The 26865-nt window shown below is 68.9% G+C and carries 26 protein-coding genes and 1 tRNA gene; 19 read left to right on the top strand and 8 right to left on the bottom strand.

From position 1 onward, the window contains the following. Nucleotides 1-3 precede the first annotated feature (3 nt). Nucleotides 4-603 (bottom strand): histidine phosphotransferase family protein, encoded by a 600-nt coding sequence (locus AB6A66_RS08300; protein ID WP_371038997.1) that lies wholly within the window; start codon nt 601-603, stop codon nt 4-6. Between the two features lie 29 nt (nt 604-632). Between AB6A66_RS08300 and AB6A66_RS08295 the strand changes: the two genes are divergently transcribed. From AB6A66_RS08295 to AB6A66_RS08285, 3 genes are all read left to right on the top strand, one after another. Next, nucleotides 633-815, top strand: coding sequence for a DUF3553 domain-containing protein (locus tag AB6A66_RS08295; protein WP_371055509.1), 183 nt, complete (start codon nt 633-635; stop codon nt 813-815). 139 nt (nt 816-954) lie between these two features. Further along, nucleotides 955-1728 carry a GNAT family N-acetyltransferase gene (locus tag AB6A66_RS08290; RefSeq protein ID WP_371055508.1) on the top strand — a complete coding sequence of 258 codons (774 nt, stop codon included), beginning with the start codon at nt 955-957 and terminating at the stop codon, nt 1726-1728. Then, nucleotides 1725-2555, top strand: a complete 831-nt coding sequence (locus tag AB6A66_RS08285; protein WP_371055507.1) for a lysophospholipid acyltransferase family protein — start codon at nt 1725-1727, stop codon at nt 2553-2555. Before AB6A66_RS08290 ends, AB6A66_RS08285 begins: the two co-directional genes overlap by 4 nt. Here the strand turns inward: AB6A66_RS08285 and AB6A66_RS08280 are convergent. Then, nucleotides 2552-3175: a thiamine phosphate synthase gene (locus AB6A66_RS08280; RefSeq protein ID WP_371038993.1), complete on the bottom strand. Its 624-nt coding sequence runs from the start codon at nt 3173-3175 to the stop codon at nt 2552-2554. The two genes, AB6A66_RS08285 and AB6A66_RS08280, sit on opposite strands and share 4 nt — an antisense overlap. 138 nt (nt 3176-3313) lie before the next feature. On the opposite strand from AB6A66_RS08280, the gene AB6A66_RS08275 reads away from it, so the two are divergent. The 3 genes from AB6A66_RS08275 to AB6A66_RS08265 are packed head-to-tail and all read left to right on the top strand — an operon-like array spanning nt 3314 to nt 6724. Then, nucleotides 3314-4060 carry an RNA methyltransferase gene (locus tag AB6A66_RS08275; RefSeq protein ID WP_371038992.1) on the top strand — a complete coding sequence of 249 codons (747 nt, stop codon included), beginning with the start codon at nt 3314-3316 and terminating at the stop codon, nt 4058-4060. A 55-nt stretch (nt 4061-4115) separates the two neighbouring features. After that, a complete protein-coding gene (gene ctaA, locus AB6A66_RS08270) occupies nt 4116-5258 on the top strand; it encodes a heme A synthase (RefSeq protein WP_371055506.1) in 1143 nt (380 codons plus the stop codon). Continuing rightward, nucleotides 5255-6724, top strand: coding sequence for a carboxypeptidase M32 (locus tag AB6A66_RS08265; RefSeq protein ID WP_371055505.1), 1470 nt, complete (start codon nt 5255-5257; stop codon nt 6722-6724). Before ctaA ends, AB6A66_RS08265 begins: the two co-directional genes overlap by 4 nt. A gap of 43 nt (nt 6725-6767) precedes the next feature. Here the strand turns inward: AB6A66_RS08265 and gyrA are convergent, their stop codons facing one another. Beyond that, a complete protein-coding gene (gene gyrA / locus AB6A66_RS08260) occupies nt 6768-9503 on the bottom strand; it encodes a DNA gyrase subunit A (protein ID WP_371055504.1) in 2736 nt (911 codons plus the stop codon). Nucleotides 9504-9694: 191 nt separating this feature from the next. Between gyrA and AB6A66_RS08255 the strand changes: the two genes are divergently transcribed. Further along, entirely contained in the window at nt 9695-9961 is a 267-nt protein-coding gene (locus tag AB6A66_RS08255; RefSeq protein ID WP_371038988.1) for an usg protein, read from the top strand. A gap of 42 nt (nt 9962-10003) precedes the next feature. Here the strand turns inward: AB6A66_RS08255 and AB6A66_RS08250 are convergent, their stop codons facing one another. Together AB6A66_RS08250 and hemB are read right to left on the bottom strand one after the other, a co-directional pair. Continuing rightward, entirely contained in the window at nt 10004-10555 is a 552-nt protein-coding gene (locus AB6A66_RS08250; protein ID WP_371038987.1) for a YSC84-related protein, read from the bottom strand. A gap of 140 nt (nt 10556-10695) precedes the next feature. After that, the gene (hemB, locus tag AB6A66_RS08245) at nt 10696-11697 is read right to left on the bottom strand and encodes a porphobilinogen synthase (protein ID WP_371055503.1); all 1002 of its coding nucleotides are present in this window, start codon (nt 11695-11697) and stop codon (nt 10696-10698) included. 192 nt (nt 11698-11889) lie between these two features. Here hemB and AB6A66_RS08240 point away from each other — a divergent pair, with 192 nt between their 5' ends. After that, on the top strand, nt 11890-12381 hold the full coding sequence (locus AB6A66_RS08240; protein WP_371038985.1) for a component of SufBCD complex: 492 nt from the start codon (nt 11890-11892) through the stop codon (nt 12379-12381). A gap of 60 nt (nt 12382-12441) precedes the next feature. After that, nucleotides 12442-15927 (top strand): transcription-repair coupling factor, encoded by a 3486-nt coding sequence (mfd, locus tag AB6A66_RS08235; RefSeq protein WP_371055502.1) that lies wholly within the window; start codon nt 12442-12444, stop codon nt 15925-15927. A gap of 97 nt (nt 15928-16024) precedes the next feature. On the opposite strand, the gene AB6A66_RS08230 is transcribed toward mfd, so the two are convergent. Both AB6A66_RS08230 and AB6A66_RS08225 read right to left on the bottom strand, forming a co-directional pair. Beyond that, entirely contained in the window at nt 16025-16432 is a 408-nt protein-coding gene (locus AB6A66_RS08230; RefSeq protein WP_371038983.1) for a hypothetical protein, read from the bottom strand. Continuing rightward, entirely contained in the window at nt 16432-17085 is a 654-nt protein-coding gene (locus AB6A66_RS08225; protein ID WP_371038982.1) for an alpha/beta hydrolase, read from the bottom strand. The genes AB6A66_RS08230 and AB6A66_RS08225 overlap by 1 nt, the downstream gene beginning before the upstream one ends. Before the next feature lie 155 nt (nt 17086-17240). Here AB6A66_RS08225 and AB6A66_RS08220 point away from each other — a divergent pair, with 155 nt between their 5' ends. From AB6A66_RS08220 to AB6A66_RS08180, 9 genes are all read left to right on the top strand, one after another. Continuing rightward, nucleotides 17241-17699 (top strand): Rrf2 family transcriptional regulator, encoded by a 459-nt coding sequence (locus AB6A66_RS08220; protein ID WP_371038981.1) that lies wholly within the window; start codon nt 17241-17243, stop codon nt 17697-17699. Further along, nucleotides 17696-18739: a cysteine desulfurase family protein gene (locus AB6A66_RS08215; RefSeq protein ID WP_371055501.1), complete on the top strand. Its 1044-nt coding sequence runs from the start codon at nt 17696-17698 to the stop codon at nt 18737-18739. Before AB6A66_RS08220 ends, AB6A66_RS08215 begins: the two co-directional genes overlap by 4 nt. A 23-nt stretch (nt 18740-18762) precedes the next feature. Beyond that, nucleotides 18763-20286, top strand: a complete 1524-nt coding sequence (sufB, locus tag AB6A66_RS08210; protein ID WP_371055500.1) for a Fe-S cluster assembly protein SufB — start codon at nt 18763-18765, stop codon at nt 20284-20286. A gap of 73 nt (nt 20287-20359) precedes the next feature. Then, nucleotides 20360-20671 (top strand): heavy metal-binding domain-containing protein, encoded by a 312-nt coding sequence (locus AB6A66_RS08205; RefSeq protein WP_371038978.1) that lies wholly within the window; start codon nt 20360-20362, stop codon nt 20669-20671. A gap of 106 nt (nt 20672-20777) precedes the next feature. Next, nucleotides 20778-21536: a Fe-S cluster assembly ATPase SufC gene (sufC, locus tag AB6A66_RS08200; RefSeq protein WP_371038977.1), complete on the top strand. Its 759-nt coding sequence runs from the start codon at nt 20778-20780 to the stop codon at nt 21534-21536. Continuing rightward, a complete protein-coding gene (gene sufD, locus AB6A66_RS08195) occupies nt 21536-22819 on the top strand; it encodes a Fe-S cluster assembly protein SufD (protein WP_371055499.1) in 1284 nt (427 codons plus the stop codon). The genes sufC and sufD overlap by 1 nt, the downstream gene beginning before the upstream one ends. Then, nucleotides 22819-23307, top strand: coding sequence for a YIP1 family protein (locus tag AB6A66_RS08190; protein WP_371055498.1), 489 nt, complete (start codon nt 22819-22821; stop codon nt 23305-23307). The genes sufD and AB6A66_RS08190 overlap by 1 nt, the downstream gene beginning before the upstream one ends. After that, nucleotides 23304-23894, top strand: coding sequence for a YIP1 family protein (locus tag AB6A66_RS08185; RefSeq protein ID WP_371055497.1), 591 nt, complete (start codon nt 23304-23306; stop codon nt 23892-23894). The genes AB6A66_RS08190 and AB6A66_RS08185 overlap by 4 nt, the downstream gene beginning before the upstream one ends. Further along, on the top strand, nt 23887-25107 hold the full coding sequence (locus AB6A66_RS08180; protein WP_371055496.1) for a cysteine desulfurase: 1221 nt from the start codon (nt 23887-23889) through the stop codon (nt 25105-25107). Before AB6A66_RS08185 ends, AB6A66_RS08180 begins: the two co-directional genes overlap by 8 nt. Nucleotides 25108-25116: 9 nt before the next feature. On the opposite strand, the gene AB6A66_RS08175 is transcribed toward AB6A66_RS08180, so the two are convergent. Further along, nucleotides 25117-26622, bottom strand: a complete 1506-nt coding sequence (locus AB6A66_RS08175) for a fused MFS/spermidine synthase (protein WP_371055495.1) — start codon at nt 26620-26622, stop codon at nt 25117-25119. A gap of 142 nt (nt 26623-26764) precedes the next feature. On the opposite strand from AB6A66_RS08175, the gene AB6A66_RS08170 reads away from it, so the two are divergent. Then, a tRNA-Arg gene (locus AB6A66_RS08170) sits at nt 26765-26841 on the top strand. Nucleotides 26842-26865: the final 24 nt, after the last annotated feature.

Raw genomic sequence — 26865 nt, 5'->3', positions numbered from 1 at the left:
GCGTCAGACCCGCATGCACAGGCGTTCGGCCGTGATCTCCACGTCGATCGCCCGTTGCGCCCCGTTGGCGTGCAGCGCGAGCAGGGCGAACTGCACCGAGGCCGGCGTCACGCAGCCCGGTCCCTGCGGCGTTGCGAGCCCGTCCCAGAGGGCGGGGTCGGCGCGGAGGCGCGGCGCCGTGCCGTCGAGGCGCCAGCGGTCCTCCGCGCGGCCCATTCGGACGGTGCCGCCCAGCGGCATCGCGCTTTCGAGGCACAGGAGCGCGAGGTATCCCAGTTGCAGTTCCTGCCGCGAAAGATCGCTGCCGGTCGCCCAGTCGAGCGCAAGCCGCCCGCCATGAAGATACCCCTCGGCGAGGGCGCGCGCCTCGGGGACGCCGATGCGCTGTTCGCCCGGCCCCGTGCCGAAGGCGAGGCGGTAGAAACGGATGCGCGCCTGCGCGCTGGCGCAGCTTTCCGAGATGAGCGCCATTTCGGGGCCGTCGGGCCTGGCGGCAAGCGACAGAAGCTCGAGCCCGTTGCCGATGGCGCCGATCGGGCTGACGAGATCGTGGCAGATCCGGCTTCCTATGAGACCGGCGAGATCGTGACTAGGCTCGGACATGGCAGGTCTGGACAGAAGGGACGGACGACATGACGGACATGAACGCACTCCTGGAACCCGGGATGCTGGTACGCCACCCGGATTGCCCGGACTGGGGCATCGGGCAGGTGCAATCCAACATCGGCGGGCGCATCACCGTGAACTTCCGCGAGGAAGGCAAGGTGGTGCTGGAAGGATCCCGCGTCGCGCTCATGCCGGTCATTGAGGAATGATTCTGTTACCGAAAGGTAAAAACAACCCTGGATTGGTAAATAGAGGCGCAAAACCCTCCTGAATAGTTGCGCCCCGGACGCGGTTGCCAATCGTTCCGCGCTTGCCTAGACACCCCCGGCACCATCCTTGCGAAGGTCGATGTCCGCACACGAGCCCCTCTTCCGCGTGGCGCTGGCGCGTGCCGAGCGCGACATTCTCGCCGCCCAGCGGCTGCGCTACGACGTCTTCGTGGACGAGCTCGGCGGCGGTGGCGCGATGGTCGACCACGCGCGGCGGCTCGAGCGGGACCGCTTCGACCCGTTCTTCGACCATCTTGTCCTGATCGACGAGCGCCGCGATGCCGCGGCGCTCGACCATGTCGTGGGGGTCTACCGCGTGATGCGCGACGACCAGGCCCGTGCGGCGGGCCAGTTCTATTCCGAGGACGAGTACGATCTCGCGCCCCTGCGCGCGGACGGCCGGAGGCTCATGGAGCTCGGGCGCTCCTGCCTGCATCCCGACTACCGGGGCGGCACGGCCATGTACCATCTCTGGAGCGGGCTTGCCGATTACGTGGACCGGCACGGGATCGAGCTGATGTTCGGCGTGGCGAGCTTCCACGGCACCGATACCGCCGCGCTGGCCGAGCCCCTGTCGCTTCTGCATCACCGACATCTTGCCCCGCCGGACCTGCGCGTGCGCTCGCGCGTCTTCCAGAACATGGAGCTGATGCCCGAGGACCGGATCGACCGGCGCCGCGCCATGCTGAAGGTGCCCGCGCTCATCAAGGCTTATCTGCGGCTCGGCGGCGTTGTGGGCGAGGGCGCCTATATCGACCGCGCGTTCAACACGACCGATGTCTGCCTCGTGATGGACACGGCGCGAATGAACCCGCGCCAGTCCGCGCTCTACAGCCGCGGCGGGGCACGATGAGCCGCACCTGGCGCGGCGCGGAGCCGCCCGCGGATCGCGGCGCCCCCGGCGCGCTTGGCTGGGCGCTCGTCGCATTGCGGGGCGTTCCGCTCGCGCTGGTGGTGTTCGGCGGGCTCGCGCTTCTGCTTTCGCTGCGGCTCGCCGAGCGCCCGATCTTCGGGCCCGCGCGGCCGGTGACGCCCTGGATCACGCAGGGTGTCTGCAGGGTGGCGCTTGTTCTTCTGGGGGTTCGCTACCGCCAGCGGGGCCGGCCGATGACGGGCGAGGGCGCGATGGTGGCCAATCACGCCTCCTGGGCGGACATCTTCGCGCTGAACGCGGGAACGCGGCTTTACTTCGTTGCCAAGGCGGAGGTGGCGGGCTGGCCCGGCATCGGCTGGCTGGCGCGGGCCACCGGCACGCTATTCGTCGCGCGCGATCCCCGCCAGGCGGCGGCGCAGCGCGTGGCCTTCGAGACGCGGCTGCTGGCCGGGCATCGGCTGCTCTTCTTTCCCGAGGGCACCTCGACCGACGGTCGGCGGGTTCTTCCTTTCAAGCCCACGCTTTTCGAGGCGCTCTTCAACCCGGCACTGGCCCCGCGGATGCGGGTGCAGCCGGTCTCGGTGATCTGGCGCGCGCCTGCGGGCGAGGATCCGCGATTTTACGGCTGGTGGGGCGACATGGATTTCGGCCCCCATCTTCTGAAGCTTCTGGCCACGCCCGGGCGCGGCGCAGTGGAGGTCGTCTGGCATCCGCCCCTGGACGTCTCGGCGTTCGAGGGCCGCAAGGTGCTTGCCGCCACGCTCGAGGAGCGCGTGCGCGGGGGGATTGAGGCCGGTCTTGCCTAGCCCGCCATCGCCGCGATGAGCCGCCCGAGCGCCGCGGCCGGGTCGTCCTCGCGCCAGATCTCCTCGCCCACGGCGAAGAAATCGGTGACGGGCGCCAGGCGCGCCACGAGCGCCGCGTCGAGTGCGCCTTCGGCCACCACGGGCAGTTCGATCATCTCCGACCACCAGGCGAAAAGCTCTGCCTCCGCGACGGTTCCGTCCCCGAGCCCGGTCGCCCCCACCGGTCCGAAGCTCACGTAATCGGCGCCCGCCTCGCCGGCGGTCATGCCCTCGTGCCGCGACGTGGCGCAGAACGCGCCCAGGATGGGCTCCGCGCCGAGCGCCGCGCGGGCCTTGCGCACGCCGCGCGCCCCGTGAAGCAGGTGCACGCCGTCGAGGCCATGCGGCTCCACCAGCGCGAGGTGCTCGGCCACGACGATCGGCACGTCGCGGGCATGGGCCACCTCGCGCAGCGTGTCGGCGGCCCGCCCGACCTCGCCCGCGTCCTGCGTGGCCAGCGCCAGCCGCAGGCACGCCACGGGATGGGCGTCGAGCACGCCCGCGAGGCGGTCGGCGAAGGCGTCGCGCTCGAAGGCGGGGGGCGTGACGAGGTAGATCTGCGGCTGCTCGGGCTCGGCCATTTCGCGGCTCCTGTCGGTCTGTCGCCGGCCCCTATAGCGCGGGGCGACGGGCTTGGCCACAACGCGGCCGCGGCGCTTGCGGCGACCCCCGGCGGCAGCTATCAGGCGCGCGACCTGCCCCTCGCGCCCCGGAGCCCCATGACCGACACGCCGCGCCAGCCCGCCTTCGTTCTCGTGCGCCCGCAGATGGGCGAGAACATCGGCGCGGCGGCGCGCGGCATGTGGAACTTCGGGCTCGACCGGATGCGGGTGGTGGACCCGCGCGACGGCTGGCCCAACCCGAAGGCCGCGGCCATGGCGAGCGGGGCGGGGCGGCTTCTGGACGCGGCGCAGGTCTTCGCGGACACGCCCGCCGCCATCGCCGACGCCACCCATGTCTACGCCACGACCGCGCGCCCGCGCGACATGACCATCCCGGTGCTCAGCCCCGAACGCGCTATGGCGGACGCGCGCGACCGCCTCGCCGCGGGCGAACGTGTCGCGATCCTCTTCGGGCCCGAGCGCACCGGGCTCGAGAATGACGACATCGCCCGGGCCAACACGGTCATCACGGTGCCCGTGAACCCCGAGTTCCCGAGCCTGAACCTTGCGCAATGCGTGCTGCTGGCCGCCTATGAATGGCGCCGCCAGACCGCCGAGGTGGTGCACGAGGCGATCGACACCGGCCGTGGCGGCTGGGCCAGCGCGGGCGAGATGGAGATCCTCGCCCGGCACTGGGAGGACCGGCTCGACGAGGCGGGCTTCTTCTTCCCAGAACACAAGGCGGAGGGAATGCGCCGGAATCTGCGCAACCTCTGGTCGCGGATGCCGCTGACGCAGGTGGATGTGCGCATCCTGCACGGGGCGCTGCGGCAGTTGGTCCGGGGGCGGAAGGGGCCGGAGTAGCTTGCCCGGAGGGGGTGGGCGACATAGGGTCTCGCGCGGTGCCGAGGAGGCGGGAATGAACGAGAAACGCAAGCTCTTCGAGGACGTGGGAGAGGGCGGCCGGCCGGCGGACGCGCCGCGCGGCGGGATGATCGACGCCGGGCGGCGCGGTGCCCGCGGCGCGGTGCGCGTCTGGCTGATGATCCTCTTCGCGCTGGTGGTGGTGATGATCGCGGTGGGCGGGCTCACCCGGCTCACCGATTCCGGGCTCTCGATCACCGAGTGGCGCCCCGTGACCGGTGCGCTGCCGCCGATGTCGGCGGAGGACTGGCAGCGGGAATTCGACCTTTACCGGCAGATCCCCGAATACCAGTTGCAGAACAAGGGGATGAGCCTTGCAGAGTTCAAGTTCATCTACTGGTGGGAATGGGGCCACCGCCAGCTCGGCCGCTTCATCGGCCTCGTCTGGGCCGCGGGCTTCCTGGGCCTCCTCGTGACGCGGCGGATGCCGCCGGGCTGGACCGGGCGGCTCTTTCTCCTGGGCGCGCTCGGCGGGCTTCAGGGCGCGATCGGCTGGTGGATGGTGGCCTCGGGGCTCGAAGGCAGCATGCTCGACGTGGCGAGCTACCGCCTCGCCACCCATCTGGGCCTCGCCTTCGTGATCCTGGGGCTCATCGCCTGGTATGTCTTCCGCCTCGGGCGGGAAGAGCGTGACCTGATGCAGGCGCGACGGGCCCGCGAGGGGGCGCTCGCGGGCTGGGGCGTGGCGCTCGGCGCTGTGGCGTTCCTCCAGATCCTCCTCGGCGCGCTGGTGGCCGGGATCGACGCGGGGCGGAACTACACCGACTGGCCGCTGATGGCGGGCGGTTTCTTCCCGCCCTATCCCTTCCAGCTGGAACCGGTCTGGCGGAACTTCTTCGAGGATGACGGGCTCGTGCAGTTCATGCACCGCATGGCGGGTTACGCGCTGTTCCTTCTGGGCCTCGTCGCGTGGTGGCGGTACCGCCGGTCGGCCAATGCGGCGACGCGGTTTTCCATGAACGCGGTGCTGGCGATCCTGTCCCTGCAGGTCGTCCTCGGAATCGTGACGGTGATCTCCGGGGCGCCCTGGCATCTCGCCATCGTTCACCAGTTCGGCGCGGTGGTGCTCTGGGTGCTGATCCTGCGGGCGCGCTTTATGGCGCTCTACCCGGTGGCGCAGTCGGTGCGCGCGGCATGACCGCCTTCGAGAGTCTGATGGCCCACGCCCGGCGCACCGCGGCGCTGGAGCAGGTGGCCGGCCGCCTCGGCTGGGACCAGGAGACGGTGATGCCGCGCGGCGCGGTCGAGCAGCGCGCCGAGGAGATGGGCGCGATGGAGGCGGTGCTGCACGCCCGGCGGGCCGATCCGCGGGTGGGCGCGTGGCTCGCCGAGGCCGAGCCGCCCGACGCCGCCGGCGCGGCGCAGCTTCGCCTGATCCGCCGCGCCCACGAGCGCGCGGTCAAGATGCCCGAAGATCTCGCCTCCGAGATCGCACGGGTGACGAGCCGCGCCCAGGGCATCTGGGCCGCCGCGCGCGCCGCCGACGATCCGGCCGGGTTCCTGCCCGTGCTCGCGGAGGTGGTGCGGCTGCGGCGGGAGGAGGGCGCGGCGCTCGCGGGCGCGGGCGACCCCTACGAGGCGCTGTTGCAGGACTACGAATCCGGCGCGCGCGTGGCGGAACTTCGGGCGATGTTCGAGGCCATGCGCCCGCGCCTCGCCACCCTTCGCGCGGCGGTGCTGGAGCGCCCTGCGCCGCCCGCGCTTTCGGGCCGCTTCGAGGCAGAGCGCCAGCGCGCGCTGGCCGAGGAACTCGCGCGGGCCTTCGGCTACGACCTGGCGCGGGGGCGGATCGACACGGCGGTGCATCCCTTCAGCTCCGGCTCGGGCGCGGACGTGCGCATCACCACGCGCACCGATCCCGCCGACCCTTTCAACTGCCTCTATTCCACCATCCACGAGGTGGGCCACGCCACCTACGAGCAGCGGATCGACCCGGCGCTCGCGCTCACGCCGGCGGGGCAGGGCGTCTCCATGGGCGTGCACGAAAGCCAGAGCCGCATCTACGAGAACCAGCTCGGCCGCTCGCGCGCCTTCACCGGCTGGCTTTTCGCGCGGATGCGCGAGGCCTTCGGGGAGGTCGGCGTGCCGGACGCGGAGGCGTTCCACGCCACCGTCAACCGCGTCCATCCGGGTTTCATCCGGACCGAGGCGGACGAACTGCACTACAACCTGCACATCCTGATGCGCTTCGATCTGGAGCGCGCGCTGATCGCGGGCGATCTTTCCGTGGCCGACCTTGAAGGCGCTTGGAACGATCGGTTCGCCGCCGATTTCGGCCAGCAAGTGACGCGGCCCTCGGAGGGCTTCCTGCAGGACGTGCACTGGTCGGTGGGCCTCTTCGGCTACTTCCCGACCTACACGCTGGGCAATGTCTATGCCGGGTGCCTGCACGCGGCGATACGGCGGGATCTGCCGGCGCTCGACGAGGATCTCGCCCGGGGCGACCCGTCGGCCGCGACCGCTTGGCTCGCCGAGCGGGTGCAGCGCCACGGCGGCGTGCTGGAACCGCGCGACCTCATCATGCGCGCGACCGGCGAGCCGCCCTCCGAGGCGCCCCTCATGGACTATCTTGAAACGAAATTCGGCGCGCTTTACGGGCTTTGAGGCGCGCCGGATCGGGCGCCGCGACGACGCGGGCGAGGGATCCTCAGCCCGCGTCCTCCTCCTCCGTCTCCTCGCCCTGGTCCGCGATCCACGCCACCGAGACGACCTCTTCGCCCTCGCGCGTGTCGAACACCTTCACCCCGCCCGCGCTGCGCGAGCGGAAGGAAATGCCCTCAACGGGCACGCGGATCGACTGGCCGCGCGAGGTGGCGAGCATCACCTGGTCGTCCATCTCCACGGGGAAGCAGGCCACCACGGGACCGCCGCGCAGGCCCTTGTCGATCGCCTGCACCCCGAGGCCGCCGCGCCCGCGCACCGGGTAGTCGTGGCTCGAGGTGATCTTGCCGAGCCCCTTTGCGGTAATCGTGAGGATCAGGTTCTCGGCGGCCGACATCCCGGCGTAGCGCGACGGCGCGATGGTCGCGTTGGCGTCCGTCGACTCCTCGTCGTCGTGGATTGCGTCTTCTTCGGCCGCACCGGCCACGGCGCGGCGCATCTTCAGATAGGCGGCGCGTTCGTCGGGCGTGGCCTCGAAGTGGCGAATGACCGACATCGACACCACGCGGTCGCCGCGCTGCAGTCGGATGCCCCGCACGCCGGTGGAATCGCGCCCCTTGAAGACGCGCACCTCCGTCGAGGGGAAGCGGATCGCGCGGCCGGAATCGGTGACGAGCATCACGTCCTCATCCTCGGAGGCGATGCGCGCGTTCACCAGTTCCACGCCTTCGGGCAGCCGCATCGCGATCTTGCCGTTCCGCATCACGTTGGTGAAGTCCGAGAGCGCATTGCGCCGCACGTCGCCGGCGGAGGTGGCGAACATGATCTGCAGCGCGTCCCACTCCTCTTCGGGGCGGTCCACCGGCATGATCGCGGCGATGGAGACGCCTTGCGGGATCGGCAGGATGTTGACGATCGCCTTTCCCCGCGCCGTGCGCGCCCCGAGCGGCAGGCGCCACGTCTTGAGCTTGTAGACCATCCCGTCGGTGGTGAAGAACAGAAGCGGCGTGTGGGTGTTGGCGACGAAGAGCGTGGTGACCACGTCGTCCTCTTTCGTGGCCATGCCGGAAAGCCCCTTGCCGCCGCGCTTCTGCGCGCGGAAGTCGCCGAGCGGCGTGCGCTTGATGTAGCCGGACTGGGTCACCGTCACGACCATGTCCTCGCGCTCGATCAGGTCCTCGTCTTCCAGATCGCCAGCCCAGTCCACGATCTCGGTGCGGCGCGGTACCGCGAAGAGGTCCTTCACCTCGCGCAGTTCGTCGCGGATGATGCCCATGATCCGCTCGCGCGAACCGAGGATCTCCAGGTACTCCTTGATCTTCGCGGCCAACTCCTCGAGCTCGTCGGTCACTTCCTTGACGCCGAGCTGCGTGAGGCGTTGCAGCCGCAGCTCGAGGATCGCGCGGGCCTGCGCCTCGGAGAGGTTGTAGGTGCCGTCCTCGTTGATCGTGTGGGTCGGATCGTCGATCAGGCGGATGTATTCCGCGATGTCGGCGGCGGGCCAGCGCCGGGTCATCAGCTTCTCGCGCGCCTCCGCGGCGTCCGCCGAGGCGCGGATCGTGGCCACGACCTCGTCCACGTTGGAGACCGCCACGGCGAGGCCGCAGAGGATATGGCTGCGCTCCCGCGCCTTGCGCAGCAGGTAGGCGGTGCGCCGCGCCACGACCTCTTCCCGGAAGGAGATGAAGGCCGCCAGGAAGCCGCGCAGCGTGAGCTGCTCGGGCCGCCCGCCGTTCAGCGCCAGCATGTTGCAGCCGAAGCTGGTCTGCATGGGCGTGAAGCGCCAAAGCTGGTTCAGCACCACGTCGGGCGTGGCGTCGCGTTTGAGTTCGATGACGACGCGCACGCCAGAACGGTCGGATTCGTCCTGGACATGGGCGATGCCCTCGATCCGCTTTTCGCGGACGGCCTCGGCGATCTTCTCGATCATCGACGCCTTGTTCACCTGGTAGGGGATCTCGTCGATGACGATGGCGTAGCGGTCGCGGCGCAGCTCCTCCACCCGGGTCCTGGCGCGGATGATGACGCTGCCGCGCCCTTCGAGATAGGCCTTGCGCGCGCCCGACCGGCCCAGCATGATCCCGCCCGTGGGGAAATCCGGGCCCGGAACGTGCGCGATGAGCTGCTCGGACGACAGGTCCGGGTCGTCGATCAGCGCAAGCGTGGCGTCCACGATCTCGCCAAGGTTGTGGGGCGGGATGTTGGTGGCCATGCCCACGGCGATGCCGCCCGCGCCGTTGACCAGCATGTTGGGAAAGCGCGCGGGCAGGACGGTGGGTTCGCGGTCCTTGCCGTCGTAGTTGTCCTGAAAATCCACCGTGTCCTTGTCGATATCGGCCAGGACGTAGTCGGCGGGCTTGGCCATGCGCACCTCGGTGTAGCGCATGGCGGCGGGGTTGTCGCCGTCCATGGAGCCGAAATTGCCCTGCCCGTCGAGGAGCGGCAGCGACATCGAGAAGTCCTGCGCCATGCGCACCAGCGCGTCGTAGATCGCGCTGTCGCCATGCGGGTGGTAGCGCCCCATCACGTCGCCGACGGGCCGCGCGGATTTCCTGTAGGGCTTGTCGTGGCTGTTGCCGGTTTCGTGCATCGCGTAAAGAATGCGCCGGTGCACAGGCTTCAGGCCATCGCGAAGATCCGGGATCGCGCGGCTGACGATCACGCTCATCGCGTAGTCGAGATAGGAAGACCGCATTTCGTCGGCGATGTCGATCACCGGCCCGGAATAGGCGGGCGTCGCGTTTCCGCTTTCGTCGTCAGGGGGTTGGGGCGTGTCGTTCACGTGTTCTGCCTGCTCTTGTCGAAGCCCGGTGCGCTGTCGCCGAACTTATAGCACCGCGCGCGGGCGGGGCGCAATCGACGCCCTCTGCGCGGTGTTGGCAGCACGGTACGGAGGCTGCCAACATGCTGTTTTCGTTGAAAAGTAAGTACGATTCGGCATCCTGTTCGGACCAGCAGGCCAGGAGGATGCGAATGGAGCGCGAAACCGAACTCATGCTGAAGGGCTACGGGCTGACGACAGCGCAACTCTTCTACCGGATGCCGGACTACAGGAGCGTCCTCAACAGTTTCATCTGGCAGGATTACGACCTCGCGCCGGATCATCCGCGCCTCTTCGATTTCATTGAATTCTGGCAGACAGAGATCGAGGGCCCGCTCCACTCGGTGCGCTTCACCCACCGCAAGATGATCGCGCCGGGCGAGTGGCGCAGCGTGGTGGGCGAATTCACGCTGCACTAGCCGGGTGCTGCGGCGCGCCCGTGCGGCGGGCGCGCCGGTCGCTCACGGGATGATGCGCGTGTACTTGGTGCCCTCGATCGTGGCGCCGACGCGCACCCCGGCCTGGCCGAAGACCACCGCGATCACCGGCGAGATCGAGGTCGTCGTCTCGGCCTTGAGCGCCTCTCCGATATTGTTGAAGACGTATTCGACGTCGGCGCCCGCCGCCCAGCCCGGGCTCGTGCGGAATTCCCGGAGCGCGTCTTCGGTCATGAAGAACAGCACATGGGAATATTGCTGGCCGCCGATCTGCGGGCCGATGCTGGCGCGGGTGGCCGAGTAGTAGTCCACCGTCACGCCGCCCACGCGAAGCGCGCCGCGCCCGTAGGCCCCGCCGAAGCCGAGACCGGCCTCGGTCACGACCGGCATGACCAGCATGCCCACCGACTTGTCGGCCAGCTGACGGGTTCCGGGGAAATCGGCGTACATGCGGGACAGCGTGGCGTCCACGCGGGCGTCGAGGCGCTGAGCGCCGTCACCGCCGATACCGTTCGAGCAGCCCGCGGCGAGCGCGAGAGCCGAGACGGCGAAGGCGCGTCGGGTCATGAGTGTCATCTGTCTGCCTGTTCCTTGCCTGAGCCTGGCCGGTTCTTGTGGTCGAACCGGTTACAGCCACTTTATACGGTGTCCCGGGGCGCGTGTCACCCTGCAACCGTCCGCTCGGCGGGGCTTCGCCCGTGACCGGCCGCGCGGCGTCACCCGTCGCGCAGCGCGCGCGCTGCCCGCGGGGCGAAATAGGTGAGAATGCCGTCGCAGCCCGCGCGCTTGAACGCCAGCAGGCTTTCCAGCATCACGCGCTCGCCGTCGACCCAGCCGTTGCGGGCGGCCGCCTCGATCATCGCGTATTCGCCCGACACCTGGTAGGCGAAGGTCGGCGCGCCGAAGCCGTCCTTCACGCGGCGGCAGATGTCGAGATACGGCATGCCGGGCTTCACCATCACCGCGTCCGCCCCTTCCGACAGGTCGCGCGCCACGAGCCGCAGCGCCTCGTCCGAATTGCCGGGATCCATCTGGTAGGTCTTCTTGTCGCCCTTGAGCGCGCCCGAGGCGCCGACCGCGTCGCGGAAGGGACCATAGAAGGCCGAGGCGTATTTCGCCGCGTAGCTCATCAGCATCACGTCGTGGTGGCCCTCCGCCTCGAGGGCGTCGCGTAGCGCGCCGATGCGCCCGTCCATCATGTCGGAGGGGCCGATGATGTCGGCGCCGGCCTCGGCCTGCGAAAGCGCCTGGCGCACCAGCGCCTCGACCGTCTCGTCGTTGACGACCCGGCCCGCGCGCACGAAGCCGTCATGGCCGTCGATATTGTATGGGTCGAGCGCCACGTCGGTCATCACCGCGATGCCGGGAACCTCGGCCTTGATCGCGCGCGTCGCCCGGTTCGACAGGTTTTCCGGATTCCAGGCCTCGGCGCAGTCCTTCGTCTTCCTGTCCGGGTCGGTGTAGGGAAAAAGGCAGATCGCGGGGATGCCCACCGCGTGTGCCTCCGCCGCCGCCTCCACCACCCGGTCCACGCTGCGCCGGAAGACGCCGGGCATAGACGGCACCTCTTCCTCCACGCCCTCGCCATCGCGCAGGAAGACCGGCCAGATGAGATCGTCGGCCGTGAGCGTCGTCTCCCGCGTCAGCGCGCGGGTCGCGGCGCGGGCCCGGCTGCGACGGAAACGCGTGGCGGGGAAGGGGGCCTGGATGGGCTGCATGGGCGGGCCTTTCGGAACGGGAACCTCCCCGCGGGTGTACCGCGCAGGCCGCGCTTGTCCAGCCCCCCCCCTCGCGCGTCCTGCGCCCGGGCTATGGGCAAGCGCCGCGTGGCAGGTTAATGGGGCTTCACGACGAACGACGCGGGGCCCGACGCTGTGGATTGGCATCTTGTGGTTTTCGAAGTGATCGACATGCGATCGTTCTCGAACCTGTGGTACTGGATCGCGCTTGCTGTGGTCTGGTCCTCGGCCAGTCACTGGGTGCTGGGCGTGCCCTTCGACATGGTCGCCCGTGCCCGTCGCCATGGCGGCCGGGCCGAGGCAGACCTGCACGACCTGGTGCGCATCAACTGCGACCGGATGCTCCACATCGTGCATGTGGCGGGTCTGTGGCTCACGATGCTCGTCTTCTTCCTGCTCACCGGGCTGATCGTGATGGGCTTCGGTTACGGGATCGAGTTCGCCCAGGCCACGTTCCTTCTGGTGACGCCGCTGGGTTTCGTTTGGCTTCTGGGCCTGCGGGCCGCAGGCCAGATCCGGCGCGACGGCCTGAAGGGAGAGGCGCTGCGCCGCAAGCTGCGCGTCCTGCGTTTCTGGACGCAGGTGATCGGCCTGCTGTCGATCTTCGTCACCTCGCTCTGGGGCATGTATCAGAATATCGCGATCGGTGCCTTGCCCTACTGACGGTGGCCCCGGCGCTTGCGTCTTGACGAGGCGATGCGCGCGCGACAGATGAGGCGTCTCATGACAGACCCCCGCACGATCACGATGGGCGGCGCGCCCGAAGGCTACGACGCCAGGCTGCTTCTGCGCGAGGTCGCGCGCGCCGAGGGGCCCGTGATCCATGTCGCGCGCGACGACAAGCGCATGGCCGCCACCGAGGCCGCGCTCGCCTTCTTCGATCCGGGCATGCCGGTGCTGCGCTTTCCGGCCTGGGATTGCCTGCCCTATGACCGGGTGTCGCCCAACCCCGACATCTCGGCCGCGCGGATGGCGACACTCGCCGCGCTCGTGCACGGCGCGCCCTCGCGCTTCGTGCTCTTGACCACGATGAGTTCGGCCACCCAGTTTCTGCCGCCCCGCGAGGTGCTGCGCGAGGCCGCCTTCACCGCGCGGGTCGGCCACCGCCTCGACGAGGCGGCGCTGCGGAGCTTTCTCGCGCGGATGGGTTTCGCGCAGGCCCCCACCGTGACCGAACCGGGCGACTACGCGATCCGCGGCGGCATCATCGACATCTATCCGCCCGGAGAGGGCGGGCCGGTGCGCCTCGACCTCTTCGGCGACGTTCTCGACGGGGCGCGCCGGTTCGACCCGGCAAGCCAGCGGACCACCGAAGCGCTGGAGCGGGTGGAGCTTGCCCCGGTCTCCGAGGTGATCCTGGACGAGGCGTCGATCCTGCGGTTCCGCCAGAATTACCGGATCGAGTTCGGCGCGGCGGGCAGCGACGATCCGCTCTACGAGGCGGTGAGCGCGGGGCGCAAGCACCAGGGCGCCGAACACTGGCTGCCGCTGTTCCACGAGAGGCTGGAGACGCTTTTCGACTATCTGCCGGGCGCGCCGGTGACGCTCGACGACCAGACCCGTCCGGCGCACCTCGCGCGGTGGGAGGGCATCGTCGACCAGTACGAGGCGCGCCGCGAGGCGATGAGCCAGAAGGGCCGCATCGACACCGTCTACAAGCCCGTCCCGCCGGGAGAGCTCTACCTCGACGAGGCGGCGCTCGACACGGCGCTCGGCGACCGGCGGGTGGTGCAGTTCTCCCCGCTTCCGCGGGCGTCCGGCCCGGGCATCGTGGACGCAGGCGGCCGGATCGGGCGCAGCTTCACGCCCGAACGACAGAACGAGAAGGTGAACCTTTTCAGTGTTCTGGCGGAGCACGTTCGCGCGAAGATGCAGGATGGCCCGGTGCTCGTCGCGTCCTATTCCGAAGGCGCGCGCGAACGGCTTTCCGGGCTTCTGGAGGACGAGGGCCTCGTGGGGGCCGTGCCCGTCGCCGACGCCTCGCGCCTCGGCAAGACGGGCCTGCACCTGGCCGTCTGGCCGCTCGAGCAGGGGTTCGAGACGACCGACATGACCGTGATCGCCGAGCAGGACGTGCTGGGCGACAGGCTGATCCGCGCCCCGAAGAAGCGCCGCCGCGCGGAGAATTTCCTGACCGAGGCGCAATCGCTTTCGCCGGGCGATCTGGTGGTCCATGTGGAGCATGGGATCGGGCGCTACATGGGCCTCGAGGTGATCACCGCGGCGGGCGCCGCGCATGAGTGCCTGCGCCTGGAATACGCCGAGGGCGCCAAGCTCTACCTGCCGGTCGAGAACATCGAGCTTCTGAGCCGCTACGGCCACGAGGAAGGGCTTCTCGACAAGCTGGGCGGCGGTGCGTGGCAGGCCAAGAAGGCGCGGCTCAAGGAACGCATCCGCGAGATGGCCGACCGGCTCATCCGCGTGGCGGCCGAGCGTGCGCTGCGCAAGGCGCCGGTGCTCGACCCGCCGCCCCACGCCTGGGAAGAGTTCTCGGCGCGCTTTCCCTACCAGGAAACCGACGACCAGCTTTCCGCCATCGAGGCGGTGCTCGACGACATGACCTCCGGCCATCCGATGGACCGGCTGATCTGCGGCGACGTGGGCTTCGGCAAGACCGAGGTGGCGATGCGCGCGGCCTTCGTGGCGGCCATGTCGGGCGTGCAGGTCGCGGTGATCGCGCCCACCACGCTGCTGGCCCGCCAGCATGCGCAAAGCTTCCGCGAGCGGTTCCGCGGCTTTCCGCTGGAGGTGCGCGCGCTCTCGCGCTTCGTGTCGCAGAAGGACGCGGCCGCCACGCGCGAGGGGCTTGCCAAGGGCACGGTGGACATCGTGGTGGGCACCCACGCGCTGCTGGCCAAGAGCGTGCGGTTCCGGAACCTCGGCCTCCTCGTCATCGACGAGGAGCAGCATTTCGGCGTCTCCCACAAGGAGCGGCTGAAGCAATTGCGCTCGGACGTGCATGTGCTCACGCTCACCGCGACGCCGATCCCGCGAACGCTGCAACTGTCGCTTTCGGGTGTGCGGGATCTCAGCATCATCGGAACCCCGCCCGTCGACCGGCTGGCGATTCGCACCTATGTGAGCGAGTTCGACGCGGTGACGGTGCGCGAGGCGCTTCTGCGCGAGCATTACCGCGGCGGGCAAAGCTTCTTCGTGGTGCCGCGCATCAAGGACCTGCCCGAGATGGAGGCGTTCCTTCAGGAGCAGGTGCCGGAGGTCAGCTACGTCATAGCCCACGGCCAGATGGCGGCCGGCGAGCTCGACGACCGGATGAACGCCTTCTACGACGGCAAGTACGACGTGCTGCTGGCCACCACGATCGTGGAATCCGGCCTCGACATCCCCACGGCCAACACGATGGTCGTGTGGCGCGCGGACCTCTTCGGACTCGCGCAACTCTACCAGATCCGGGGGCGGGTGGGGCGTGCCAAGACGCGCGCCCATGCCTACCTCACCACCAAGCCGCGCGCACCGCTCACGCCCGCCGCGGAGAAGCGACTGAGGGTGCTGGGCAGCCTCGACACGCTCGGCGCGGGCTTCACGCTGGCAAGCCAGGATCTCGACATCCGCGGCGCGGGCAATCTTCTGGGCGAAGAGCAGTCCGGGCAGATGCGCGATGTGGGCTACGAACTCTACCAGACCATGCTGGAGGAGGCGATCGCCAAGATCCGCGCGGGCGAGATGGAAGGCCTTTCGGAGGCCGATGAGCAATGGGCGCCGCAGATCAACCTCGGCGTTCCGGTCCTCATTCCGGAGGATTACGTGCCGGACCTCGACGTGCGGCTGGGGCTTTATCGGCGTCTGTCGTCGCTCACGACCAAGGTGGAGCTCGAAGGCTTCGCCGCCGAGTTGATCGATCGCTTCGGCAAATTGCCGAAGGAGGTGAACACGCTTCTGCTGGTGGTGCGGATCAAGGCGATGTGCAAGCGCGCGGGCATCGCGAAGCTGGACGGCGGGCCCAAGGGCGCGACGATCCAGTTCCACAACGACAAGTTCGCCAACCCCGAAGGGCTGGTGGAATTCATCAAGGCGCAGGACGGCCTGGCGAAGGTCCGCGACAACAAGATCGTGGTCCGGCGCGACTGGGCAAGAGAGGCCGACAAGATTCGCGGCGCCTTCGCGATCGCGCGCGATCTGGCGGAAAAGGTCGCGGAAAAGAAGAAAGCCGCCAAGGCGCAAGCTTCTGCGGCGCGGTCCGAAAGCGCCTGAGGCGTGGCCCCGGGCAGGCGTGATCCACAGGATCTTCCGGTCTCTTTGCAGCGCTTGGATGCGGCGCCGCGCCACGCGGCCGGCCGACTGTTCCGGTCTAGCGGTCTCCGTCGGTTTTCGGCCGCGGCGTTGCGGGCGGGCGCGGGATGCGCGGCCCCGACCGCCGCGTGTCCGCGCGCTTGGGCGCGGGGGCCGGGGCGGGGCCTGGCGCCGAACTGCCCTTGGTCGCGGGCGTGGCGCCACTTTCCGCGCTGCCGTCCTTCGGGGCGGGCGCGGGCGTCGCGCCCTCGGCGCGCCGGCGCGCCACGGCCTTTTCGAGCACGCGCCGCGCGCGGCGTTCCGCGATGCGCACGCGCACCGATGTCATGAATGCCTCCTCCGTCGTGGTGGAGGATTGGCCAAGCGCCTTGGCGACCTCGTCGATGACCGTGTCGTCGCCCAGCTCTTCGGCCGCCGCGATCACGTCGCGCGCCAGCGCGTCGGCGAGATCTTCGGCGACGCCCATCAGCGCGTCGTTTCCGTCAGCCGGCGTTTCACGTAGCCGGTCACGGTGTCGATCATGCTGTCCATGTGCGGGCCCTCGAAGAAGTGGCCCGCGCCTTCGATCTCTTCGTGGGTGATGGTGATGCCCTTCTGGTCCTTGAGCTTCGCGACCAGCGCGGCGGTGTCGGCAGGCGGGGCCACGCGGTCGGCCGAGCCGTTGATGATGAGGCCCGAGGACGGGCAGGGCGCGAGGAACGAGAAATCGTACATGTTGGCCGGCGGCGAGACCGAGACGAAGCCCGTGATCTCGGGGCGGCGCATCAGAAGCTGCATCCCGATCCAGGCGCCGAAGGAGAAGCCCGCGACCCAGCAATGCTTGGAGTTCGCGTTCAGCGACTGGAGGTAGTCGAGCGCGGAGGCCGCGTCGGACAGCTCTCCCACGCCCTGGTCGTACTCGCCCTGGCTGCGGCCCACGCCGCGAAAGTTGAAGCGCAGGACGGTGAAACCCATGCGATGGAACGCGTAATGCAGGTTGTAGACGACCTTGTTGTTCATCGTGCCCCCGAACTGCGGGTGCGGGTGCAGCATGATCGCGATGGGCGCGTCGCGTTCCTTCTGCGGATGGTAGCGGCCTTCCAGGCGGCCCTCCGGTCCTGCGAAAATCACCTCGGGCATGTCGGGAAGACTCCTTGCGACGCGGGAATTGTTGACGAATTCCCTCGCATACTTTAGAACTGTTCTAAGCCTGTGATGCTGGGCATGGCTTCGGGCTGGCGGTCAGTTAAGCGCTGGCGCGCATCAGGTCAACATTGTCGCAGGGGCGCAATCCAGTGAAACTCTCCACGAAGGGGCGCTACGCCATGGTCGCGCTGACCGACATCGCGCTGCAGCCGCAAGGCGAGCTCGTGTCCCTCGGCGACATATCACGGCGGCAGTCGATCTCGCTTCCTTACCTCGAGCAGCTTTTCGTGAAGCTTCGGCGCGCCGGTCTCGTCGAGTCGGTGCGCGGCCCGGGGGGCGGCTACAGGCTGGCCCGCCCGGCGACGGAGATCACCGTGGTGGACGTGCTGCAGGCCGTGGACGAGACGGTGGACGCCATGCACAAGGGCGCCGGCGCCAAGGGCGGGCTGTCCGGCAGCCGGGCGCAGTCGCTGACGAACCGGCTCTGGGAAAGCCTGTCGGCGCAGGTCTACGTCTTCCTGCACCAGACGCGGCTTTCCGACGTCGTGGAGAACGCGCTGGCCCCGTGCCCCGCGGTGCCGGACATCTTCGCGCTGGTGGACGAATGATCCGGGCCTTCCTCGACTGGAACGCCACGGCGCCGCTGCGCCCCGAGGCCCGCGCCGCGATGATCGCGGCGATGGAGGTGACGGGCAACCCGTCCTCGGTGCACGCCGAAGGCCGCGCGGCGAAGGCGCTGCTGGAGCGGGCGCGCGCGCAGGTGGCCGCGGCCTTCGGGGCCGAGGGCGCGGACATCGTGTTCACCTCGGGCGCGACGGAGGCCGCGGCGCTGGCCTGTGCCGGGCGCGGCCTCGTGGCGGGCGACGTGGAGCATGACGCCGTCGCGGCCTGGGTCGATCCCGTCCTGCCGGTGGATGGCGCAGGGCAGGTCGCGGTCGAGAGTCCCGGGCGCACCGCCCTGCAACTCGCCAATTCCGAGACCGGCGTGGTGCAGGATCTGCCCCGGGGGATCGCCGTGAGCGACATGACCCAGGCCTTCGGCAAGCTTCCCGTGGCGTTCAACTGGACGGGCGCGGAGATGGCGCTCGCCTCGGCGCACAAGCTGGGCGGGCCCAAGGGCGTGGGCGCGCTCGTTCTGCGGCAGGGCCTCGACGTGGGCGCGCAGATGCGCGGCGGCGGGCAGGAGATGGGGCGCCGGTCCGGCACGGAGAACCTGATCGGGATCGCGGGGTTCGGCGCCGCCGCCGAGGCGGCTGCGCGCGATCTGGCCGACGGTGTCTGGGACCGGGTCGCGGAACTTAGAAATATTCTAGAAAACGCTCTTGCTGCCCATTCAAGCGAGATTATTTTTGTCGGGAACTCGGGGCCGCGGCTGCCCAACACCAGCTGTTTCGCCGTGCCCGGATGGAAGGGCGAGACGCAGGTGATGCAGATGGATCTGGCGGGCTTCGCGGTATCGGCCGGGTCCGCGTGTTCCAGCGGCAAGGTCCGCGCGAGCCGCGTGCTCCGGACGATGGGATACGACGACGCCGTGGCCGGCGGCGCGCTGCGCGTCAGTCTCGGCCCGGACACGACAGAAGAGGATATCCTGCGCTTCGCCGAGGCGTGGGGACGACAGCACCGGAAGTTTCGCGCCCGCGCGGCGTGAGCCATCAAGGACAGGAGACCGTCATGGCCGCACTGGACAATGCCGAAGTGAAGGAAGGCGTGGACCGCGAGACCGTCGAGGCCGTTCGCGAGGTCGGCGGCAAGTACAAGTATGGCTGGGAAACCGAGATCGAGATGGATTTCGCGCCGAAGGGTCTGACGTCCGACATCGTGCGCCTGATCTCGGAGAAGAACGAAGAGCCCGGCTGGATGACGGAATGGCGGCTTCAGGCCTACGAGCGCTGGCTGGAGATGAAGGAGCCCTCCTGGGCGTTCATCGACTATCCCGACATCGACTTCCAGAACCAGTATTACTATGCCCGGCCGAAGAGCATGGCAGAGAAGCCCAAGTCGCTGGACGACGTGGACCCGAAGCTTCTGGCCACTTATGAAAAGCTCGGCATCCCGCTCAAGGAGCAGATGATCCTCGCGGGGGTCGAGGGCGCCGAAGAGGCACCTGCCGAGGGCCGCAAGGTCGCCGTGGACGCCGTTTTCGACAGCGTGAGCGTGGGCACCACCTTCCAGGCGGAGCTGAAGAAGGCGGGCGTGATCTTCTGCTCGATCTCCGAGGCCATCAAGGAGCATCCGGATCTCGTGAAGAAATATCTGGGGTCGGTCGTGCCGGTCTCGGACAATTTCTACGCCACGCTGAACTCGGCCGTCTTCTCCGACGGCTCCTTCGTCTACATTCCGCCGGGCGTGCGCTGCCCGATGGAACTCAGCACCTATTTCCGCATCAACGCCGAGAACACGGGCCAGTTCGAGCGGACGCTCATCATCGCCGACAAGGGCTCCTATGTCAGCTACCTCGAGGGCTGTACCGCGCCCCAGCGTGACGAGTCTCAGCTTCACGCCGCGGTGGTCGAGATCATCGCCGAGGAGGACGCGGAGGTGAAATACTCCACGGTCCAGAACTGGTACCCGGGCGACGAGGACGGCAAGGGCGGCATCTACAACTTCGTGACGAAGCGCGCCGACTGCCGCGGCGACCGCTCCAAGGTGATGTGGACGCAGGTCGAGACCGGCTCCTCGGTGACGTGGAAGTATCCCTCCTGCATCCTGCGGGGCGACGACAGCCAGGGCGAGTTCTACTCGATCGCGATCACGAACAACCACCAGCAGGCCGACACCGGCACGAAGATGGTGCACCTGGGCAAGAACACCCGCTCGCGGATCGTGTCCAAGGGCATCTCGGCGGGGCATGCGCAGAACACCTATCGCGGCCTCGTCTCGATGCATCCCAAGGCCAAGAACAGCCGGAACTACACCCAGTGCGACAGCCTGCTCATCGGCAACAAGTGCGGTGCGCACACGGTTCCCTACATCGAGGTGAAAAACAACTCGTCCCGGGTGGAGCACGAGGCCACCACCTCCAAGGTGGACGACGACCAGATGTTCTACTGCCGCCAGCGCGGCATGGACGAGGAGGAGGCCGTGGCGCTCATCGTCAACGGATTCGCCAAGGAGGTGCTGCAGGCCCTTCCGATGGAGTTCGCGATGGAGGCGCAGCAACTCGTGGCCATCTCGCTCGAAGGGTCGGTGGGGTGAGCCGAAAGGGATGGACGGGGCCCGGGCGGGGCGCGCCGGCGCGCCCTGCGGTCTCCGGCAGGAGCGGCGCGGCATGATCGTGACCACCACGAACAGCGTCGAGGGTTACCAGATCGCCCGATACCACGGCATCGTCACCGGCGAGGCGATCCTCGGCGCGAATGTCTTCCGGGACGTTTTCGCCGGGATCACCGACATCATCGGCGGCCGCTCGGGCGCCTATGAGGCGAGCCTTGCCGAGGCGCGCGAGACCGCGCTCCGGGAGATGGAGGATCGCGCCGCGGCCAAGGGCGCCGATGCCGTGGTCGGCGTCGATATCGATTACGAGGTCATCAATTCCATGCTGATGGTGTCGGCCTCGGGCACGGCGGTAAAGCTGGGCTGAGCACGAAACGGCCCGACCGGGCTTGTCGCGCGTCGGGCGCGCGACGCGAGCGGGTGTCGGGCGAGGAAAGAGGATCGGCGCGCAAGCCGACGGAAAGGAAGAGAAAATGCTTGAAATCCGAAATCTTCACGCACGCCTCGAGGACGAAGAGGCGAAGGAGATCCTGAAGGGCGTGGACCTGACCGTCGAGGCGGGCAAGGTGCACGCGATCATGGGGCCCAACGGCTCGGGCAAGTCGACGCTGTCCTACGTGCTGGCCGGCCGCGACGGCTACGAGGTGACCGAGGGAAGCGCGACGCTGCTGGGCGAGGACATTCTCGGGATGGAGCCCGAGGAGCGCGCCGCCGTCGGCCTTTTCCTCGCCTTCCAGTATCCCGTGGAGATCCCGGGCGTCGGCAACATGACCTTCCTGCGTACCGCGGTGAACGCCCAGCGCAAGGCCCGCGGCGAGGAGGAGATGAGCTCCACCGATTTCCTCAAGCTCATCCGCGAGAAGGCCAAGGAGCTCGACATCGACGCCGAGATGCTGAAGCGCCCCGTCAACATGGGCTTCTCGGGCGGCGAGAAGAAGCGCAACGAGATCCTGCAGATGGCGATGCTCGAGCCCAAGATGTGCATCCTCGACGAGACCGATTCGGGCCTCGATGTCGATGCCATGAAGCTCGTCGCCCAAGGCGTGAACGCGCTGCGCGACGCGGGGCGCGGCTTCCTCGTCATCACGCACTACCAGCGTCTTCTCGACCATATCGTGCCCGACGTGGTGCACATCATGTCGAACGGCCGCATCGTGAAGACCGGCGGGCCCGATCTCGCGCTCGAGGTCGAGAAGAACGGCTACACCGATCTGCTGAGCGAGGTGGCGTGATGGCGCTTGCGCAACCCAAGACCGATCCGACCGAGGCGCGGCTGGCCGCGCTTGACGTGCCCGCGGGCGGCTGGAGCGGGGCCGCGCGCTCCGACGCGCTCGCACGGGTGCGCGAGATGGGCCTGCCGGGGCGGCGCGACGAATACTGGAAGTTCACCCGCCCCGACACGCTGGTGGCCCCAGAGGCCCCCGAGGCCGCGCTTTTCGACGCCGGCGAACCGCCGATGTTCGACGCCTTCGACCGGCTGAAGATCGTTTTCGTCGATGGCGCGTTCGACGCCGAGGCCTCTGACGATCTCGCGCTCGAGGGCATCGAGATCGAGCGGCTGGCCGCGGCCGGTGTGGCGGACATTCACTGGGCGCAGGGCCTTTACGGCGCGCTCGAGGCGCGGGGCCATGCGCCGGTGCCGCGCCCGCTCGCCGCGCTGAACACCGCCGTCGCGCGCGACGGGCTCCTGATCCGGGTGACGGGCAAGCCCTCCAAGCCCGTCAGCCTGATCTACCACCACCGCGACACGGCATCGGACGCCTATCTGCATCATGTCGTCCGTGTGGAAGAGGGGGCCGAACTCACGCTGCTGGAAAACGGGCCGGCGGCGGCGCGGTTCAACAAGGTGCTCGAGGTGGATGTGGCCGATACCGGCGCGTTCCACCATGTTCGCGCACAGGGCCGCGACCACGAGCGTCGCGCCGCCACCCACACCTTCGCGCGGCTGGGCCGGGAAAGCGTCTTCAAGACCTTCACGCTCACGGTGAACGGGGTGATGACCCGCAACGAGACGGTGGTCGAGCTGACCGGCGACGACGCCGTGGCCCATGTGGCGGGCGCCGCGGTGGGCGATGGCGATTTCCACGGCGACAACACGGTCTTCGTCACCCATGACGCGCGGAATTGCGAAAGCCGCCAGGTCTTCAAGTACGTTCTGCGGAACGGCGCCACCGGCGTCTTCCAGGGCAAGATCCTCGTGAAGGCCGATGCGCAGAAGACCGACGGCTACCAGATCAGCCAGTCGCTGCTTCTGGACGACGACAGCCAGTTTCTCGCCAAGCCAGAGCTCGAGATCTATGCCGACGACGTGGCCTGTTCGCACGGGTCCACCTCGGGGGCGATCGACGAGGACGCGCTTTTCTACCTGCGCGCCCGTGGCGTGCCGGAGGGCGAGGCCACCGACATGCTGACCCTCGCCTTCCTCGCCGAGGCGGTGGATGAGATCGAGGACCGTGCCCTCGCCGACGACATCGTGGCGCGTCTTGAAGGCTGGTTCGCCCGGCGCAGGGACTGATGGCGGTCACGAGCGACATCGCGGCCACCTACCGACGGGGGCCGGCCGCGGTGGTGCGCCGGCTTCTGGACATGGGGCCGAACGAGGGCAGGGCGCTCGCGATCCTGATCGCCGCGTGCCTTGTCGTCTTCGTCTCCCAGTGGCCTCCGCTCGCGCGGCAGGCGCATTTCGAGGGAAGGGACGTGCAGCCGCTTCTCGGCGGGGCTCTGATGGCGTGGCTGTTCGTCGCGCCGCTCTTGCTCTACGGGCTGGCCGCGCTCTCTCACCTCGTGGCGCGGGCGCTTGGCGGGCGCGGCGGATGGTTCGGGGCGCGGCTTGCGCTTTTCTGGTCCCTGATGGCGTCTTCGCCGCTCATCCTGCTGCACGGGCTCGTGAAGGGGTTCGTCGGCGAAGGACCGGGCTTGCAGATCGTGGGGCTGTTATGGTTTCTCGCTTTCACATGGTTCTGGATCGCCGGCCTCAGAGAGGCGGAGAAAGGCCCCGCATGACCACGGCCGCGCTCTGGCAGCTGGCCCTCGACACGATCCGGGACCCGCGCGAGGCGGGACGACGAATCCTTGCGATGGAGGTGCCGTCCGACGCGTTGTGGATGGCGCTCGCCCTCGCGGTCGTGCTCAATGCCGGGCTCTTCGGGCTTTCGAACGAGCTTGCCCCGCCGCCGCCCGACGTGCCGGTGGGAACGGTGTCACCGGTGGCGTTCGCGCTTTTCCTCTTCACGGGGGTGCTGGCCACGGTTTTCGCGGTCTATCGTGTGGGCCGCGCGCTTGGTGGAGAGGCAAGCTTTCACGGCACGATGGCGCTTCTCGTGTGGTTGCAGTTCCTGCGCGTGCTGGTGCAGGCCGCGCTTCTGGTGCTGGTGCCGCTCGTGCCCGTGCTCGCCGCGATCGTGGTGATCGCGGCGGCGGTGATCGGGTTCTGGATCCTGCTGAATTTCATCGACGTGGCCCATGGCTACGACAACATCTTCAAGTCGCTCGGAGTGCTCGTGCTCAGCGTGCTGGCCATGGCTTTCGGCCTGTCGCTTCTGCTCGCGCTCTTCGGCGGCTCCTTCCTCGGAGTGTCAGGCAATGTATGACGTGTCCGCCATCCGCACCGAGTTCCCGATCCTCTCGCGGGAGGTGAACGGCAAGCCGCTCGTCTACCTCGACAACGGGGCCTCGGCGCAGAAGCCGCGCTGCGTGATCGACGCGGTGACGGAGGCCTACAGCCACGAATACGCCAACGTGCACCGGGGCCTGCACTATCTCTCGAACCTCGCCACCGAGAAATACGAGGGCGTGCGCAGCACGGTGGCGCGCTTCCTCGGCGCGCCCTCGGAGGACGAGATCGTGCTGAACTCCGGCACCACCGAGGGCATCAACCTCGTGGCCTATGGCTGGGCCATGCCGCGCATGGAGGCGGGCGACGAGATCGTTCTTTCGGTGATGGAGCATCACGCCAACATCGTGCCGTGGCATTTCCTGCGCGAGCGGCAAGGCGTCGTGCTGAAATGGGTGGACGTGGACTCCACCGGCGCGCTCGACCCGCAGGCGGTGATCGACGCGATCGGGCCCCGCACCAAGCTCGTGGCGGTGACGCACCTGTCGAACGTGCTCGGCACCCGCGTGGACGTCAAAAGCATCTGCGAAGGCGCCCGCGAAAAGGGCGTGCCCGTGCTCGTCGACGGCAGCCAGGGCGCGGTCCACATGCCGGTGGACGTCTCCGACATTGGCTGCGACTTCTACGCGATCACCGGCCACAAGCTCTACGGGCCCTCGGGCTCGGGCGCGATCTACATCCGCCGCGAGCGGATGGAAGAGATGCGCCCCTTCATCGGCGGCGGCGACATGATCCGCGAGGTTCACAAGGACGAGGTCATCTACAACGATCCCCCGATGAAGTTTGAGGCGGGCACGCCCGGGATCGTCCAGCAGATCGGCCTCGGCGTTGCGCTCGAATGGCTGATGGAATTGGGAATGGACAATATCGCCGCGCATGAGGACCGGCTGCGCGACTACACCCGCGCGCGGCTTGACGGGCTCAACTGGCTTCACCAGCAGGGCACGACGCGCGACAAGGCGGCGATCTTTTCCTTCACGCTGGCAGGCGCGGCCCACGCGCACGACATCTCGACCATTCTCGACAAGAAGGGCGTGGCCGTTCGCGCGGGTCAGCATTGCACCGGGCCGCTGATGGATTTCCTTGGAATTCCGGCGACCTGCCGGGCGAGCTTCGGGCTTTACAACACCGAGGAGGAGGCCGACGCGCTGGTCGATGCGCTGGAGCTTGCCCACGACCTCTTCGCCTGAGCGTGATCCCTAGCCCTCCGGGCTCGCGTCGTGTCCGACAAGCCGGTCGATGGGGGCGTAGTCGTCGGTCAGCACCCCTGCGCCCGTCTCGCGCAGCAGATCGTCGAGGAACGCGTCGGAGAGCACGGCGAAGCGGGTGGGCGCGGGCGCGGGCACCGTGAAGGCCGAGAAGGCGGAGGGCGCCGCGCTTGCCGCCAGCACGAAAACCCGTCGCTCGCCCGGTGCGGGCGGGGTGGCCTCGGTCCAGATCTCGACCGACGGGAAGACGGCGCGCAGCGTGGCCACGATCGCGGCCAGCGCGTCGAGACGGTGCTCGAAATCCACGACATTCATCAGGTAGACCCCGCCGGGCGTCATGCGCTCGCGGACCAGCTCGAAGAATTCCCGCGTGACGAGATGCGCGGGCACCGCGATGTCGGTGAAGGCGTCGCCCACGATCACGTCGTAGCGCGCGGGATCCTCGCGCAGCGCGCGGCGCGCGTCGGCATGAAGGATGCGCGCGCTCTCGGGGTCGAACCAGAAATCGCGGGCCGCGGTGCGGGTCACCGCGGGGTCGATCTCGGCCACGGTGATGGGCCCCGCGGCGCGCGCGGCCCAGGCGCGCGGCACCGAGTAGGAGCCGCCGCCGATGAAGAAGCTCGAGAATTCCCGGCCCTCCATGCGCCCCCGCGCGATGCGGTCGAGCATTGCGGTGTACTCGGTGAACATCACCAGCGGCGCGTCGCGCGCGCTGATGCCGTGGGCCAGGTGGTCGAGCACCATCAAGTTCACGGGGCGGGCGGCGTCGGCGGCGATATCCACGGTGCGGATGCAGTAATACTGGCTTTCCGTGTCGCAAACGGCGGCGCGCGCGAGGCCGGTCGCGGCCAGCGCCACGGCCGCCGCGCCGGCGAGGGCGGAGCCCGCGCCGGGACGCACGCGCCCCATCCAGAAGCAGAGCGCGGCGGATCCCACGTAGAAGACCGTGACCACGGCGAGGGTGAGCGTCGAACCGAGCCATGCGATGAAGACGAACCCCGCAAGCAGCGTGCCCGCGATCGCGCCGATGGCGCCCGCGGCGAACATCGCGCCGAGCGCGGGGCCGGACCGGTCGCTTTCGCTCACGGCGATCTGCGCGAGCACCGGCGCGGGGATGCCCGCGAAGAGAGACGGCAGGAAGAAGACGGCCGCCGCGAGCGCGGTGATCCCGGCAACCGGGTGGCCGGAGAGCGCCAGCACGGGATCGGCCACGAGCCGCAGCAGCGCGACCGCCGCGCCCGTGGTGAGCGCCGCTGCGATAAGCGCCCAGCCCGTGCGCCGCAACGCCCCGGGCGCCGGGTGCTCGGCGATCCGCCCGCCCCACCAGTGCCCGGCAGAGAACCCTGCGAGCACGACCGCGATGATTGCCGTCCAGGTGTAAAGCGACATGCCGACATAGGGCGCCAGCATCCTCCCGGCGACGATCTCGACCACGAGGCTCGCGGCCGACACCCCGGCCTGCAGGATCACAAGGAGGGAGAGCGGCGCACGGATCATCGGCACGAACCTCGTCTTCGGGGGAGTGGCCGACAGTTACGCGGTCGCCGCGCCTCGCGGCAAGGGCAAACCGGTGGGCGGCCCCGGGGGTCAAGTTTGGGTTTGCAGGGCCGCGCGGTTTTGCCTATACGGCTCGTCGCAGGCACCCGTAGCTCAGCTGGATAGAGCGCTGCCCTCCGAAGGCAGAGGCCATAGGTTCGAATCCTATCGGGTGCGCCACCTTTCCCGCCTTTCAGTTTGGCC

Source organism: Rhodosalinus sp. K401 (assembly GCF_041365735.1).
Classification (GTDB): domain Bacteria; phylum Pseudomonadota; class Alphaproteobacteria; order Rhodobacterales; family Rhodobacteraceae; genus Rhodosalinus.
Note: the sequence above shows the minus strand (reverse complement) of the source record. Positions and strands in the feature narration are given on the sequence as shown.